Origin of the sequence: Bacillus halotolerans (assembly GCF_004006435.1) — a bacterium.
Lineage (GTDB): Bacteria > Bacillota > Bacilli > Bacillales > Bacillaceae > Bacillus > Bacillus halotolerans.
Genome location: NZ_CP029364.1, coordinates 288,937 through 304,535 on the forward strand (window position 1 = coordinate 288,937; position 15,599 = coordinate 304,535).

The 15,599-nt window shown below is 41.9% G+C and carries 15 protein-coding genes; all 15 read right to left on the minus strand.

Annotation, left to right across the window (positions count from 1 at the left end; translation table 11 throughout):
- The 15 genes from fliI to sucD all read right to left on the minus strand — a co-directional run bounded on the left by fliI (nucleotide 1) and on the right by sucD (nucleotide 15,585).
- Entirely contained in the window at nucleotides 1-1,317 is a 1,317-nt protein-coding gene (gene fliI, locus DIC78_RS01245) for a flagellar protein export ATPase FliI (RefSeq protein ID WP_127695231.1), read from the minus strand.
- Complete coding sequence (fliH, locus tag DIC78_RS01250) at nucleotides 1,314-2,066, minus strand: flagellar assembly protein FliH (protein ID WP_106020699.1); 753 nt, start codon at nucleotides 2,064-2,066, stop codon at nucleotides 1,314-1,316. Before fliH ends, fliI begins: the two co-directional genes overlap by 4 nt.
- Complete coding sequence (gene fliG / locus DIC78_RS01255; protein WP_003231981.1) at nucleotides 2,059-3,075, minus strand: flagellar motor switch protein FliG; 1,017 nt, start codon at nucleotides 3,073-3,075, stop codon at nucleotides 2,059-2,061. The genes fliH and fliG overlap by 8 nt, the downstream gene beginning before the upstream one ends.
- Before the next feature lie 12 nt (nucleotides 3,076-3,087).
- Nucleotides 3,088-4,698 carry a flagellar basal-body MS-ring/collar protein FliF gene (gene fliF, locus DIC78_RS01260; protein ID WP_024121396.1) on the minus strand — a complete coding sequence of 537 codons (1,611 nt, stop codon included), beginning with the start codon at nucleotides 4,696-4,698 and terminating at the stop codon, nucleotides 3,088-3,090.
- 45 nt (nucleotides 4,699-4,743) lie between these two features.
- Entirely contained in the window at nucleotides 4,744-5,064 is a 321-nt protein-coding gene (gene fliE / locus DIC78_RS01265) for a flagellar hook-basal body complex protein FliE (RefSeq protein ID WP_024121395.1), read from the minus strand.
- Between the two features lie 10 nt (nucleotides 5,065-5,074).
- Complete coding sequence (gene flgC, locus DIC78_RS01270) at nucleotides 5,075-5,527, minus strand: flagellar basal body rod protein FlgC (protein WP_044155899.1); 453 nt, start codon at nucleotides 5,525-5,527, stop codon at nucleotides 5,075-5,077.
- Nucleotides 5,527-5,916: a flagellar basal body rod protein FlgB gene (gene flgB, locus DIC78_RS01275; RefSeq protein ID WP_010334244.1), complete on the minus strand. Its 390-nt coding sequence runs from the start codon at nucleotides 5,914-5,916 to the stop codon at nucleotides 5,527-5,529. The genes flgC and flgB overlap by 1 nt, the downstream gene beginning before the upstream one ends.
- Nucleotides 5,917-6,295: 379 nt before the next feature.
- The gene (gene codY / locus DIC78_RS01280; RefSeq protein WP_003220850.1) at nucleotides 6,296-7,075 is read right to left on the minus strand and encodes a GTP-sensing pleiotropic transcriptional regulator CodY; all 780 of its coding nucleotides are present in this window, start codon (nucleotides 7,073-7,075) and stop codon (nucleotides 6,296-6,298) included.
- Between the two features lie 38 nt (nucleotides 7,076-7,113).
- On the minus strand, nucleotides 7,114-8,517 hold the full coding sequence (gene hslU / locus DIC78_RS01285) for an ATP-dependent protease ATPase subunit HslU (protein WP_044155901.1): 1,404 nt from the start codon (nucleotides 8,515-8,517) through the stop codon (nucleotides 7,114-7,116).
- 16 nt (nucleotides 8,518-8,533) lie between these two features.
- Nucleotides 8,534-9,079, minus strand: coding sequence for an ATP-dependent protease subunit ClpQ (clpQ, locus tag DIC78_RS01290; RefSeq protein ID WP_127695233.1), 546 nt, complete (start codon nucleotides 9,077-9,079; stop codon nucleotides 8,534-8,536).
- A gap of 12 nt (nucleotides 9,080-9,091) precedes the next feature.
- Nucleotides 9,092-10,006 (minus strand): tyrosine recombinase XerC, encoded by a 915-nt coding sequence (xerC, locus tag DIC78_RS01295; protein ID WP_127695235.1) that lies wholly within the window; start codon nucleotides 10,004-10,006, stop codon nucleotides 9,092-9,094.
- 67 nt (nucleotides 10,007-10,073) lie between these two features.
- On the minus strand, nucleotides 10,074-11,381 hold the full coding sequence (gene trmFO, locus DIC78_RS01300) for an FADH(2)-oxidizing methylenetetrahydrofolate--tRNA-(uracil(54)-C(5))-methyltransferase TrmFO (protein ID WP_024121391.1): 1,308 nt from the start codon (nucleotides 11,379-11,381) through the stop codon (nucleotides 10,074-10,076).
- A gap of 75 nt (nucleotides 11,382-11,456) precedes the next feature.
- Nucleotides 11,457-13,532, minus strand: a complete 2,076-nt coding sequence (gene topA / locus DIC78_RS01305; RefSeq protein WP_044155905.1) for a type I DNA topoisomerase — start codon at nucleotides 13,530-13,532, stop codon at nucleotides 11,457-11,459.
- A 190-nt stretch (nucleotides 13,533-13,722) separates the two neighbouring features.
- Nucleotides 13,723-14,622, minus strand: a complete 900-nt coding sequence (dprA, locus tag DIC78_RS01310) for a DNA-processing protein DprA (protein ID WP_127695237.1) — start codon at nucleotides 14,620-14,622, stop codon at nucleotides 13,723-13,725.
- A 60-nt stretch (nucleotides 14,623-14,682) separates the two neighbouring features.
- Nucleotides 14,683-15,585 (minus strand): succinate--CoA ligase subunit alpha, encoded by a 903-nt coding sequence (gene sucD, locus DIC78_RS01315; protein WP_024121388.1) that lies wholly within the window; start codon nucleotides 15,583-15,585, stop codon nucleotides 14,683-14,685.
- Nucleotides 15,586-15,599: the final 14 nt, after the last annotated feature.

Sequence of the window (15,599 nt, forward strand, 5' to 3'; positions counted from 1 at the left end):
CTATTCCTCATTTCCTGTCAAACTAGTTAATGCAGCAATGCTTACTTCCAATGATGCTGATTCTTCTGTTCCCTGCTTCAGAAATTGAATAAGCTGCGGATAAAATTGTATCGCCTCATCAATTTCTCTTGAGGACCCTCTTTTGTAAGCTCCAATATTAATGAGATCTTCAGAATTTTGATACGTTGATAAAAGTTCACGGAATTTATTCGCTGCGTCTAAGTGCTGTTTTGTCGAGATGTTTGACATCACCCTGCTGATGCTTTTTAACACATTGACGGCAGGAAACTGGCCTTTATTAGCAAGAGCCCTGTCTAACACAATGTGTCCGTCTAAGATTCCGCGAACAGTATCAGCAATAGGCTCATTCATGTCATCTCCGTCGACTAACACTGTATAAAACGCTGTGATTGTTCCGTGTTCATTTGCACCTGTTCTCTCTAGTAAACGAGGTAAAATAGCGAACACAGAGGGTGTATATCCTTTTGTCGTCGGGGGCTCTCCAGCGGCAAGTCCGATCTCCCTCTGAGCCATCGCCACCCTTGTGACAGAATCCATCATAAACATGACATTTTGCCCTTTATCACGAAAGTACTCAGCAATGGCTGTCGCCGTATATGCGGCTTTCAACCTCGTTAATGCAGGCTGGTCTGAGGTAGCAACAACTACAATTGACCGCTTCAGACCCTCTGCTCCCAAGTCTTTTTCAATAAACTCCCGAACCTCTCGACCGCGTTCTCCGACGAGTGCAATTACGTTCAAATCAGCTTCGGTCTGTTTAGCGATCATTCCCATTAATGTGCTTTTCCCGACGCCGCTTCCTGCGAAAATACCAATCCGCTGGCCTTTTCCGACAGTCAGCAGACTGTCAATAGACCTGACTCCAACACCCATTTTTTCCCGGATAGGCGGGCGTTTCATCGGGTTAGGAGGTGATTGCTCCGTCGATACAGGCGAAAGTCCTTTCGGCAAAAGTTTTCCGTCGAGCGGTTCGCCAAACGCATCAATGACTTGTCCGATCAGACCGGCTCCTACCTTTACACGAAGAGATTCACCGGTGGCTTCAACAATGCTCCCGGGGGCAATGCTAGCGGCCTCTAAATAGGGCATTAACAAAATATTTTCTTCCTGAAATCCAACAACTTCAGCTTTGATGACTTTTCCTGATTGACCTTTTGCATAAATCAGGCACAGGTCGCCTATTGAGCTTGCCGGCCCCTTTGATTCGATCATCAGGCCGATCACCCGTTTCACTTTTCCATAACGCTTATACGAGTCTGTCATTTCTATGCAATCTATCAGACTCTGTGTCTTCATTGATCCGCACCTGCTTCCAGTGCTGTAAGGAGCTTATGCTTCAGTTGCACCAGCTGGGTATCAATGCTTGCATCCACTCTTCCAAAAGGAGTTTCTATATAGCATGATCCTTTTTCAGCTTTTTCATCGGCGTATAAACCCAGCCGGCATTCTTTGTAAAGAAGCTGCTGGATTTCGTCTTTATGCTGAAAAACTGTTTCATAGTAATAAGGGTCCACATATATTGATATATCGTCATATTCCTTTACTTCGTTTACCACCTGTTTCACAAGCAGGATAAAGGCCTCTTTATCATCAGATTTTTGCTGCCATACTTTTTTAGCTAACGCAACGGCAAGCTCAACGATTTCTCCGGAGGCATCTTCAAGCTTATCCTCTACAGCTTTTCTGGACATCTCTGTTATGCTGTTTGCCTGATCGATCAGCTCAGCATACTGTTGCAAGGCTTCAGCTCTCCCTAATGCCACACCTTGTTCGAAACCATCTGTTTTCGCTTCTTCAATAAGCTGCTGTTTTTCAGCCGCCCAATCATTTTTTTCCTTTTCAATTTGACGGCGGATGTCTTCCATCTGGCTGTTCGCTCGCTCGGAAATCCGATCAGCTTCTTCTTTGATCCGGGCCATTAACGCTTCCGGATTTTCTTCAGTCTGTAAAAGATGTGAATGATCGATCCGAACCTCTTGTAAAGAAAGCTTTCTTCTTTCCTGCTGTGGGGAAAAAGATGATTCTTGTTTAATGATATTAGACAATAATATCGTCTCCTCCGCCTCTTGCTATAACAATTTCACCGGCTTCTTCAAGCTTTCTGACGATGCTTACAATTCTTGATTGAGCCTCTTCTACATCCTTCAAACGTACAGGGCCCATAAATTCCATTTCTTCTTTGAATGTTTCAACCATACGCTGTGACATATTGTTGAATACAATTTCTTTGACTTCCTCGCTTGCCACCTTTAATGAAAGGAGCAGATCGTCGTTTTCAACATCGCGTATAACCCGCTGAATTGCTCGGTTATCAAGGGTAACAATATCCTCAAAGACAAACATCCGCTTCTTGATTTCTTCAGCAAGATCAGGATCCTGAATTTCTAAGGAATCCAATATCGTCTTTTCTGTTCCTCTGTCTACACCGTTTAACACTTCAACAACAGCTTCGATTCCGCCGGTTTGTGTATAATCCTGAGTAAATGCGGAGGATAATTTCTGTTCCAGAATCCGTTCTACTTCATTAATAATTTCAGGTGACGTTCTGTCCATTACCGCAATCCTTCTTGCGACTTCTGCCTGTACCTCAGGATTCAGCTCGGATAAAATTTGTCCGGCCTGCACAGGGTCAAGGTAAGACAAGATTAAAGCCATCGTTTGCGGATGCTCTTGTTGGATAAAATTTAAAATTTGTTCAGGCTCTGCTTTTCTGGCAAAGTCAAATGGTTTAACTTGCAGAGAAGAAGTCAGCCTGTTTAGTATGTTTTCAGCCTTATCTTCTCCCAGCGCCTTCTCAAGAACTTGTCTGGCATAGCTTAATCCGCCCTGAGAAATATAATCCTGGGCAATCGCTATATTATGAAATTCCTCTATAATTTCATCCTTTTTTTGATGATCGACACTTCTAACTCCTGATATTTCAAGGGTAAGCCTTTCAATTTCTTCATCGGTTAAATGCTTATATACAGAAGCTGACACATCTAAACCTAAGGAAATCATGAGAATGGCTGCTTTTTGTTTTCCTGTAAGCTTGTCTTGATCACGTCTCGCCATTTCTAATCCCTCCTAATCCTCGGCCAGCCAGCTTCTCAGCAGTTTTGCAAAGTCTTCAGGCTTATCTTTCGCCATCTTTTCAAGCTGTTTTCGTCTGACTGTTTCCTCTGTTTCATTTTCCTCTTCATTAATATCAGGCAAATTGATAGGCTCCTGAGGCACTTCGTACGTGTATTCCTCAAATTCATCCTCTTGAACGCGTTTCTTTCTGATAAACATAATGATCAGAATGATGATAACTGCGATCAATACGCCCCCTACGATATATACCCACATTGGGATACCGGAGGATTTTTCTGTATCAGTATCCAGACTTACTTTTCCGTCAAAAGGCTGAACGGAGACAACAATTTTATTATTGATATCTTCATCAGAAAGGTTCTGGTTCTGTGTTTCATCCTTATCCAATGATGTTCTGACAACAGTTGAAAGGATTTTTTGTATATCATCCTGTCTTTCAGTTGATAGCGACGCTGTGTTTTTGGCATCAGGCGGCTCTACCATTACTTGAATCCCTAAATCCCTTACCTTATAAGGGCTTTCAGCTATTTCTTTATGGATTCGATTAACCTCGTAATTGATTTTATTACTGCTTTTTTCGTAGTTCCCACTTTCGGTATTTTCACCGTCAGCTTGATAGTTTGTTACATCTTCATCACCGGTTCCGGCAGTTCCGCCATTAGCTGCGCCGTCTCCCTGATATGTTTCCGATACTTTTTCAGCACTGACCGCGATGCCTTCCATGTTTTCTTTGTCAACAGGCTCGACGATGTCTTCTGTGCGATTTTCTTTTGTAAAGTCAATATCAGCCGTGACAGAAACAACAACTTTGTCCTGCCCCATCATCGTTCCAAGCAATGACTGAACATGTTTTTGAATGTCTTTTTCAACTTGGGATTTAACTCCCTGCTGCGAAGAATAACTATCAGCGTAGGACCCTGAACCGCTGTCTGTTTTGTCATAGTATGTAGAGTTCTGGTCCATGATGACGATGTTATCTTCTTTTAAGTTCGGCACACTTTTTGATACCAGATGATATAATCCGTTGATCTGGCTTTGGTCCAGAGTGTAGCCAGGCTGAGTCTGCAGGACGATTGAAGCAGATGCTGCTGATTGCTCTTCACCGACAAAGACAGCGTCTTTCGGAAGGTTAATCATTACTTTTGAATTTTTGATACCGTCCATTTCATTAATCAGATTGGATAGTTCCGTTTGTGTGGCTTTGACTTTCACCATATCAAATTCATTATCTGTTAAACCAAAGCCGGCGTTCTGTCCAAAAAATGAGTAATCAATTGATCCGGTTTTAGGAAGCCCTTCTGCCGCCAGCTGAACTTTCAGTGAATCAACCTGATCTTCCGGAACCTTAATGACCGTACCGCCATTTGAAAGTTCGCTAGGCACTTTTTTCGCATCCAATTCCTCTTTGATCTGTCCGGCTTCTTCAGCTGACAAATCTTTGTACAGCGGCGCCATTTTCTGATTAGAAGAAAAAATACTGATAATAATGGCAAGAATGATAATTGCCGCTAAAGCACTAATCATTAAAACCTTTTGTAATTTAGATCTATTTTTCCAAAACTCACTCGTTTTGTTTTTCATTTGCATTAGAGTACGATTCATGTTAACCCCCGGTCATTCCACTCTTTCTCTTTCTCGTCAGACCCCCTACATTTGCATTCTCATAATCTCCTGATATGCTTCCACAGCTTTGTTGCGGAACTCAGTTGCAGCAGTCAGAGAGATGCTTGCTTTTTGAGCGGCGATCATGACCTCATCAAGATTCACATCTTTTCCTGCAGCCAAGGCATTAGTCATATTGTCAGAAGCTACTTGGGACTCATTTAACGAACTTATAGAGTTTTTTAAAAGCTCCGAAAAGCTTGTTTGATTTGAAGAGTCTGTTTTTTGGCTATTGTTTAATTGATTTGTTGCATTTTGAGTGTTTTGAGTATTTTGAACCTGAAAAGGAGAAATTGCATTGATCACATTCATCACCTTACTTTCCGATTTCTAGAGCCTTCATCAGCATTCCCTTTGAGGCATTCATCGCTGTGACATTGGCCTCATATGATCTCGTACTGCTGACAAGGTCTACCATTTCTTTTAATGGATCAACATTCGGCTTTTGCACATATCCTTCAGCGTTTGCATCAGGGTCAGTCGGATCATAGACCAGATTAAAATCAGAGTTATCTTCAGTGATTTTTGTAACCTTTACCCCATTTCCGACATTGCCGCTTCCGCTCATTTTAGAATTCAAAATCGACGAGAACGATTCACCTTTTGACTGAAGCGAAACCATTTTCCTTCTGTAAGGCACCCACTCACCGTTTACCTGCTTGGCTCTTGTCGTATCCATATTCGCCAAGTTAGACGATACAACATCCATTCTGAGGCGCTGAGCTGTTAAAGCTGATGCTGAAACATTTAAGCTTTGAAAAGCTGTCATTATTTTCCTCCTGTTAGCACGGTCTTCAGAGAATTGAATTTGCCGTTCATTCTTTCAACTAAAGCTTGATAGTTAATCTGATTTTCAGCTAGTTCTGTCATCTCTTTGTCAACGTCAACGTTATTTCCGTTTTGCTGATAAGATGTATCTCCGCTCGTTACAATTGAATAATTTGAATCAGCATCAGAAAAATCAACATGCCGATAGTCCGTTTTTATAGATTCGAGACGAGAGGATTCTTGATCTAATAAATTTTGGAAAGAGACTTTTTTTGCCTTATAGTTCGGTGTATCTATATTAGCAATATTATTAGTTATGACTTTTTGCTTAATATTCGCTCTGCCCAAGGCATTTTCAAGATTTTGTATCGTTCCAGAAAATAAGCTCAAATCCACTTACCTCCATTTCAGTTTTTTTCACCCTCAATATCCTTGTCGAGATTTGTAAAACCATATGCTTATTGTAAGAAATAACAGGCATAAAGTCTATGAAGTTCGTGTAAAAAAATGTCCTCATATATATCTATTTTACAACTAGGTACATAGTCCTAGATTATTTGAACTACGTTTTTTACATTGATATAAGGCTGAAAATAGCTGAATTTCTGTATTTTCCCCATTTATTTCGTCATTTTTCTGTTTTTATGAAGAAAATAATAAACTTTATTAAAATTATTACAAAGAAAGACTTTTCGCCCAGGAAATAAAGCTTATTGATTTCCTTTATTTGAATAAAAAAAGAACCCCTTTTAAGAGGTTCTTCTATTCATTAATGGGATTTCAGATTTTCTAATTCAATCAGGAATTTGTTGTTGAGCACTTTAATATAAGTACCCTTCATTCCTAATGATCTTGACTCAATTACACCGGCGCTTTCAAGCTTTCTGAGTGCGTTAACAATAACTGAGCGGGTAATGCCGACACGGTCTGCAATCTTACTTGCAACAAGGAGACCTTCGTTTCCGTCAAGCTCTTCAAAGATGTGTTCAATTGCTTCAAGCTCACTATAAGAAAGAGAGCTGATTGCCATTTGTACTACTGCTTTGCTTCTTGCTTCTTCTTCAATTTCTTCTGCTTTTTCTCTCAGAATTTCCATTCCGACAACTGTAGCGCCGTATTCAGCAAGTATTAAATCATCATCATTAAATTGATCCTGTAAACGTGAAAGAATGAGTGTACCTAATCTTTCTCCGCCTCCGATGATCGGCACAATTGTTGTTAAACCAGCTTGGAACAAGTCTCTGTTTTCAACAGGGAAAGCAGTATACTCACTGTTGATATCCAGGTTAGAAGATGTTTCAGGGACGTTGAACAGATTCTTCGTATATTCCTCTGGGAATTGGCGATCTTCAAGCATTTTTTTCATACGGTCATTTTCAATTTGCTGGTTGATAGAGTAGCCGAGCAGTTTTCCTCTGCGGCTCACAACGAAAATATTGGAATCAATTACATCCCGAAGCGTTTCCGCCATTTCTTTAAAGTTAACCGGTTTCCCTGCCGCAGCTTGCAGCATGGAGTTAATAATTCTTGTTTTTTGTAATAAAGCCATGATAAATGATCCTCCTAAACATTCCTCTTATTAAATTTTCACAATATAAATTGACTTAAATCTTTGTTTTTAGCTATCGTTCCGAGCTTTTCTTCCACATACTGCGGTGTAATCGTTATTTTCTCCATTGTTACATCCGGAGCTTCAAAAGAGAGATCTTCTAACAGACGTTCGAGTATTGTATGAAGGCGTCTCGCACCGATATTATCTGTTTCCTGGTTCACATGATAGGCGACTTCAGCAATCTTATGAATAGCTTCGTCAGAAAATTCAAGAGATATACCCTCTGTCTGCAATAATGCCTGATATTGTTTCAAGAGCGCGTTATCGGGTTCAACTAAAATTCTCACGAAATCGTCAACCGTCAGTTTGCTCAGTTCTACACGAATTGGAAAACGCCCTTGCAGTTCAGGAATCAGATCAGACGGTTTGGCCATATGAAATGCTCCCGCTGCAATAAACAATACATGGTCTGTTTTAACTGAACCGTATTTAGTGACAACGGTAGAACCCTCAACGATTGGGAGAATATCACGCTGAACACCTTCTCTTGATACATCAGCTGAAGATGACGCGCCACCGTTTTTTGCAATCTTATCAATCTCGTCGATAAAGATAATTCCGCTCTCTTCTGCCCGATGGACAGCTTCCTGGCTGACTTCATCCATATCGATGAGTTTGCTTGCCTCTTCATTCGTCAGGACTTTTCTGGCTTCTCTGACTGTCATTTTACGGCGTTTCTTTTTCTTGGGCATCAATCCGCTCAGTGCATCCTGCATATTCATGCCCATCTGCTCCATACCCGAGCCCTGCAGCATGTCAAACATAGAAGGCTGCTGCTCTTCAACTTCTACAGTAACATAGTGGTCTTCAAGCTCTCCTAATGCCAGCTGATGAGCCATGCGTTTTCTTTTTTCTTCAATGTTTGCTTCTTCCTGGCTTTCCGTTTCGTCCTCGCCGTTTGGCTGGCTGCCGCCGAAAAACATTTCAAACGGGTTTTTAACGCCTGATTGTTTTTTCTTCCCTGGAACTAGCAGGCGAACAATGCGTTTGTTAGCATTTTCTTCTGCCTGCTCCTTCACTTCGTTGATTTTTTCTTCCTTTATAAGACGAACAGAAGTTTCCACAAGGTCTCTGACCATTGATTCAACGTCTCTGCCTACATAGCCGACTTCTGTAAATTTTGTTGCTTCAATTTTGATAAATGGCGCACCTGAAAGCTTAGCGATTCGTCTGGCAATTTCAGTTTTCCCTACCCCGGTAGGCCCCATCATTAAAATATTTTTCGGAACGACCTCGTCCTTCAGCTTTTCATCCAGGAGACTTCTTCTATAGCGGTTTCTTAATGCCACGGCGACAGCTTTTTTCGCGTTTTGCTGACCGACGATGTATTGGTCTAACCGATCTACAATCTGTCTTGGTGTTAACGGTTTTTTTTCCATGCGCCTCAAGTCCTTTCTATTCAAGCTCTTCCAGTATGATTTGATCGTTCGTGTATACACAAATTTCGCCCGCTGTTTCCAGCGCAGCTCTAGCAATCTCACTTGCAGTCATGCTCTCCCCGGCATGCTTTTTCAGCGCTCTTCCGGCTGCCAAAGCGTAATTGCCGCCTGATCCAATTGCCAGAATGCCGTCATCCGGCTCGATAACCTCACCAGTTCCCGATACGAGAAGCAAGGTATCTTGATTCATAACGATCAGCATGGCTTCAAGCTTTCTAAGCACTTTGTCGCTTCGCCATTCCTTTGCAAGCTCAACAGAAGCCCGTTTTAAGTTGCCATTATATTCTTCAAGTTTCGCTTCGAACTTTTCGAATAGAGTGAAAGCGTCTGCAACAGATCCCGCAAATCCTGCGAGAACCTTGCCGTTAAACAGTTTTCTTACTTTTCTCGCAGTATGTTTCATTACAACAGCCTGACCAAATGTAACTTGACCGTCTCCGGACATTGCGCTTCGTCCCTTATGCTGTACTGCAAAGATTGTGGTCGCATGAAAAGATGACATAAAGGGCCTCCTTTAATTTTTCTTAAAAGCTCTTGGATGGTGAGACATATATGTGTTTCTCAACATTTCCTTCGAAACGTGCGTGTATATCTGTGTCGAAGACAGATTGGAATGCCCGAGCAGTTCTTGAACGCTCCTCAAATCTGCTCCTTCGTTTAATAGATGAGTGGCGAACGTATGTCGAAGCATATGCGGATGGATATGTAAAGTGCCGGACGCTTTTTTGACAAGCCCGCTTAAAATGTGTCTAATGCCTCGGGCTGTAAGCGGTCCGCCTCTTTGATTCACGAATAATAGATCATGAGGTTCTTTTGCTTTTTTCAGCAAGCACTGTCTTCCGCTATTCATATATAACTTCAACGCTTCGCGGGCGTAAGACCCAAAAGGGATATAACGCTGCTTCTTGCCTTTCCCGTGAACAAGCACTGTATCCATAAATAAATCAAGATCATGAACACTTATGGAAGAGCATTCACTGACCCTCATTCCGGTGGCATAGAGAAGCTCTAATAGCGCTTGATCCCTCATGCCGGTCGGCTGGCTTATATCTGAAACTTCAAACAGTTCCTCAAGCTCTTTTTGATATAGAAACTTCGGTATCCGTTTCTCTTGTTTCGGCAGATGAACAAGCTGGAACGGATTATCATCAATTAGCTTTTCTCGCATCAGAAATTTGTAAAAGCTTCTCAATGCAGAAATTTTTTTGCTGATTGTTCTTCTCGATAAACCCTTTTCATAGGCTTCCGTCAAAAAAATTCTAGTATCTTGATATGCAACTTTTTCAAATCCATTTATACCTTGAACGCGCAGGAAAGTCTCGAATTCTTCAATTGAATCCACATAATTCACAATAGTATATTGTGAATAATTTTTTTCAATTTGTAAATATTCAACGAATAACTTTACGAAATTCTTAACATTCTCCATGCCAAATACCTCCCCAGGAAGGGCTTTTAAATGGTATCACAAATCGCGATCAAGTTGCAATCAATACCTATATTGTTTTCGAAATTGTTTGAATTGTCTCGATCGCCCGATTTGCGTACTGTTCATTACGCTCTTTTTTATTTTTAATTTTAACAGGCAAATCTTTCAAAAGCCCAAAGTTTGCATTCATCGGCTGGAAGTTCTTCTGGTTTGTTGTTGTAATATAGTGAGCCATACTGCCTATTGCTGTTTCCTGAGGAAAAGTGACAAGCTCTTCTCCTAAAACAAGTTTAGCCGCATTAATACCTGCTACAAGCCCAGAAGCAGCCGATTCCACATATCCTTCTACTCCCGTCATTTGTCCTGCGAAGAACAAATCGTTCCGTTTTTTAAATTGGTAAGTCGGTTTTAACAAGCTTGGAGAATTAATGAATGTATTTCTGTGCATAACACCGTATCTGACGATTTCCACATTTTCAAGTCCAGGAATCAATTTGAGGACTTCCTTTTGGTCTCCCCATTTTAAATGAGTTTGGAATCCTACAATATTATAGAGAGTTCCCGCCGCATCATCCTGTCTGAGCTGAACGACTGCATATGGACGTTTTCCGGTAACAGGATGCTCTAATCCCACTGGCTTCATCGGTCCGAAAAGCATTGTTTTCTTTCCTCGTTTTGCCATTACTTCAATCGGCATGCAGCCCTCAAAGAAAATCTCTTTTTCAAACTCTTTTAACGGCACAGTTTCCGCTGATGTCAAAGCTTCATGAAAACGGTCAAACTCTTCTTCTGTCATCGGGCAGTTTAGATAAGCCGCTTCTCCCTTGTCATAACGGGATTTCAAATACACTTTATCCATGTCAAGGCTGTCTTTCTCTACGATAGGCGCCGCTGCATCATAGAAGTATAAATAGTCCTCTCCAGTAAGCTCTTTTAACTGTGCAGACAGTGATTCTGAAGTTAACGGACCAGTTGCGATAATCGTTGGTCCTTCAGGTATTTCTGTTACTTCTTCATTAACGACGGTAACATTGGGATGGTTTTTCACCCGGTTTGTCACACTTGCCGCAAATTCATGCCGGTCTACCGCGAGTGCGCCGCCGGCAGGCACTGAGCATTCGTCAGCCGCAGCAATAATTGCTGAATCAAGCGCACGCATTTCTTCTTTTAGTACACCTACAGCGTTAGCAAGTGTATTGGAGCGTAAAGAGTTGCTGCATACCAGTTCTGCAAATTTATCAGTATGATGGGCAGGCGTCTGTTTGACTGGGCGCATTTCATATAATCTGACTTGAATCCCCCGTTTGGCAAGCTGCCACGCCGCTTCACTGCCTGCGAGTCCGGCTCCGATTACATTCACTGTTTGTTGGTTCATCTTTCACATCTCCTAGTTTATTATTCATTGTCTTCTTTTAACACACAAAGAAGGTGAGCAAGACCCTGCTCACCGCTACTTCTGTGGTTCTTCCTTATAATCGCATTCCACGCATTGGACTTGTATGCCTTTTTTGAGCTTTTTCTCAACAAGCATTTTTCCGCATTTCGGACATTTTCGTTCAATTGGTTTGTCCCAGGAAACGAATTCACAGTCCGGATAACGGTCACAGCCGTAAAAAACCCGTTTCTTTTTCGATTTTCGCTCAACAATATTTCCTTCTCCGCAGCTCGGACACTTCACACCGATTTGTTTGACAATCGGCTTTGTATTCCGGCAATCGGGGAAATTGGAGCAAGCTAAGAATTTACCGTATCGGCCCATTTTATATACCATAGGAGAACTGCATAATTCACAATCTTCTCCGGCATATTCCGGTTCAATTTCTACTTCCTTCATTTCTGATTCGGCTTTTTTCACGCGCTTTTCAAAATCGGTATAGAAGTTATCAATAATCTGTACCCATTCTATATTGCCTTCCTCAACATTATCAAGGTCTTTTTCCATTTTTGCCGTAAACTCAACGTTAATGATTTCAGGGAAAAATTCCATGATCAGCTCAAGCACGATCTGCCCTAATTCTGTGGGAACAAACCGTTTATTATCCAGACCAACGTACCCGCGCCGCTGAATCGTATCAAGCGTCGGAGCATAAGTGGAAGGACGGCCGATCCCGAGTTCTTCAAGCGTTTTAACCAAACGGGCCTCAGTATAGCGCGGAGGCGGCTGGGTAAAATGCTGTTCCGGTTCTATGTCCTTAGATAAAACAGTGTCTCCCTCTTGCAAGTCAGGCAGCATCCGGTCTTTTTCTTCCAATTGATCGTCTTTGCCTTCAACATACACTTTCATAAAGCCGGAAAACTTGACTTTACTTCCGTTTGCACGAAAAGTCAAACCGTTGTTTGTCAAATCAACACTCATTGTATCTAAAACAGCAGATGCCATTTGGCTGGCAACAAAGCGCTCCCAAATTAATTTATACAGTCTCAGCTGATCTCTGCCAAGGACTGCTTTTAATTCGCTTGGTTTTCTGAGAACCGACGTCGGACGGATCGCTTCGTGGGCATCCTGAGCATTTTCATTCTTTTTAGCGGGCTTTCTTTTGCCGCCTAAGTACTCTTTTCCGTACGTTTGATCAATAAACGCTGCCGCTTCATCAACTGCTGTATTGGAAATGCGTGTTGAATCCGTTCTCATATACGTGATCAGACCGACAGTTCCTTCTTTTCCAAGATCAATTCCTTCATATAATTGCTGCGCAATCATCATCGTTTTCTTCGCTCTGAAATTGAGCTTACGCGCTGCTTCCTGCTGAAGGGTGGAAGTTGTAAATGGCAAGGCCGGATTACGTTTACGTTCCTTTTTAGTTACTTTTTCAACTGTATACTTATTGCCTTTGAGCTGAGAAAGTATGTCCTTTACATCCGCTTCACTCTTTAAAGGAAGTTTTTTGCCGTTTTTACCGAAAAAGCCCGCTTCAAACGTCTCCTGTCCTTTTAAGAACGTGCCGTCTATTGTCCAATATTCCTCTGGCTTAAAGTCGTTAATTTCCTTTTCACGATCAATAATTAAACGGAGGGCAACAGATTGAACACGGCCAGCACTGAGTCCTTTTTTGACTTTTTTCCAAAGGATTGGGCTGATTTTATATCCGACGAGCCTGTCTAATATACGTCTCGCCTGCTGTGCATCCACCAAATCCATATTGATCATGCGGGGATGCTTAAATGATTCTTTAATTGCATCTTTCGTAATTTCGTTAAACACAACACGGCAGTCTGAATGAAGATCTAAATCAAGGCTGTGGGCCAAGTGCCATGCAATCGCTTCCCCTTCTCTGTCGGGGTCGGCTGCGAGATAAACTTTTTTAGCTTTTTTGGCAGCCGTTTTCAGCTCTTTTAGTACCGGACCTTTACCTCGAATGGTTATATATTTCGGTTCGAAATTTTGTTCTATGTCAACTCCCATTTGACTTTTTGGAAGATCCCGGACATGTCCCATTGATGCTTTCACTTTATATTTTTTACCTAAGTAACGTTCAATCGTTTTCGCCTTAGCGGGCGATTCCACGATGACTAGATAATCAGACATTTTCATCCCCCTCAAGAGGTGTTCTCTCTCTTCAAGTATTTCAAATTTTATTTTATATTTGCAGCTGTCTTTATTTGGCTTTCAACATTTCATTCTTTATGATGAACGTCATTATTTAAATAGAAAACAATATGCAACTTTAAATCCTCACTATTATTAAATATTACAATGCTGTTTGTCAAACGATAATTCAAAAGGGTTCCGTATATTGAACGTTTTTCTCAGGAAGCTCTGCATAAATATCCTCTGCTGACCATATGGCTTTAGCCCCCTCTTGAATCAATTTTACAGGACCTCCGGCGTAAGGATCAAATACAGAACCGGGTACGGCAAATACTTCTCTCCCTTGTTCCAGCGCTTGGTATGCGGTAATCAAAGAACCGCTTTTTTCTTTGCCCTGCACAACAATAATGCCCTCACTTAACCCGCTGATGATACGGTTTCTCATAGGGAAATGCCATTTTTGGGGTTTGGTTTCAGGTGGATGCTCTGACAGAAGAAGATGGTGTTTAGCCATGTGTTCTGCTAATTGAAGATTTTCTCGAGGATAAATGTTCTGAAATCCGCCTGCGATGACTCCGATTGTCCGCCCCTTCGCCTTAATACTTGCAGCATGGGACAATCCGTCAATCCCAGACGCCAGCCCGCTGACAATCACCCACTTTTTATGGCAAAGCTCTATTGTAAGATGATTGACAACCTGAATTCCATAGGCTGTCGGATGTCTCGTACCTACAATTCCTATTTTTCTCCCTTGAGAAAGAAGGGATATATCACCTTTTGCAAACAGCACGGGAGGCGGATCATAAATGGTTTTCAGCCAGAATGGATATTGATCTGAGGATATTGGGATGACATTAATGCCTTGCTGATGATATACAGAGAGTAAATGCTGAAGTTTTGGATATTGTTCTTCTATTTTATTTTTTAGTGCCGCAGCCCTTACTTTGCCGCGTGAAGCTGTTTCTAATGCACATGAAGGATTTGTCAGTGACATTGACGGATCAGCTTTCCACCATTTTAATAGAAGAGACGGGGATAGTAATTGGTTGATTCTGCAAGTGATTAAACAGGCAGCGGCCTGATCCAATATGAGAACCTCCTTTTAACAGCAAAAGCAGGAACAGCCAAGATGGCTGTCCCTTCTCTATTAATGAGTTTTGCACGTTTCAAATAAATTCTTTTCTTTCAACACTTTAATTAATGTTTCTCCCATGACAGAAGGTGTCTCTGCAACTTCGATTCCGCATTCATTAAGTGTTTTGATTTTTTCATCAGCCGTGCCTTTTCCGCCGGAAATGATGGCGCCTGCATGTCCCATGCGCTTCCCTGGAGGTGCTGTTTTACCGCCAATGAATCCGACTACCGGTTTTGTCATGTTGGCTTTTACCCACTCAGCAGCTTCCTCTTCAGCTGTGCCGCCGATTTCGCCGATCATGATGACAGCGTGTGTTTCAGGATCTTCGTTAAACGCTTTTAAAACGTCAATGAAGTTGGTTCCATTTACAGGATCGCCGCCGATTCCAACGGCTGTAGACTGTCCTACACCCGCTTCTGACAGCTGATGCACTGCTTCGTATGTTAATGTTCCTGAACGCGATACAACGCCTACATGACCCTTTTTATGGATATATCCGGGCATAATGCCGATTTTACATTCATCAGGCGTGATGACGCCAGGACAGTTCGGTCCTATTAATCTCGTTTTCTTGCCTTCCATGAAGCGTTTCACTTTTACCATATCTAAAACCGGGATATGCTCTGTAATGCAAATGACCAGATCAAGCTCCGCATCTACCGCTTCCATAATTGCATCAGCTGCAAACGGTGCCGGAACATAGATAACAGACGCATTTGCGCCAGTCGTATGAACTGCATCAGCCACTGTATTAAATACAGGTACCCCTTCCACTTCTGTTCCGCCTTTTCCAGGTGTCACACCGCCCACGATATTTGTGCCGTATTCAAGCATCTGCTTCGTATGGAATAAAGCGGTAGAACCTGTAATCCCTTGTACAATAACTCTTGTATCTTTATTGATAAAAACACTCATTATTTGGTCCCCTG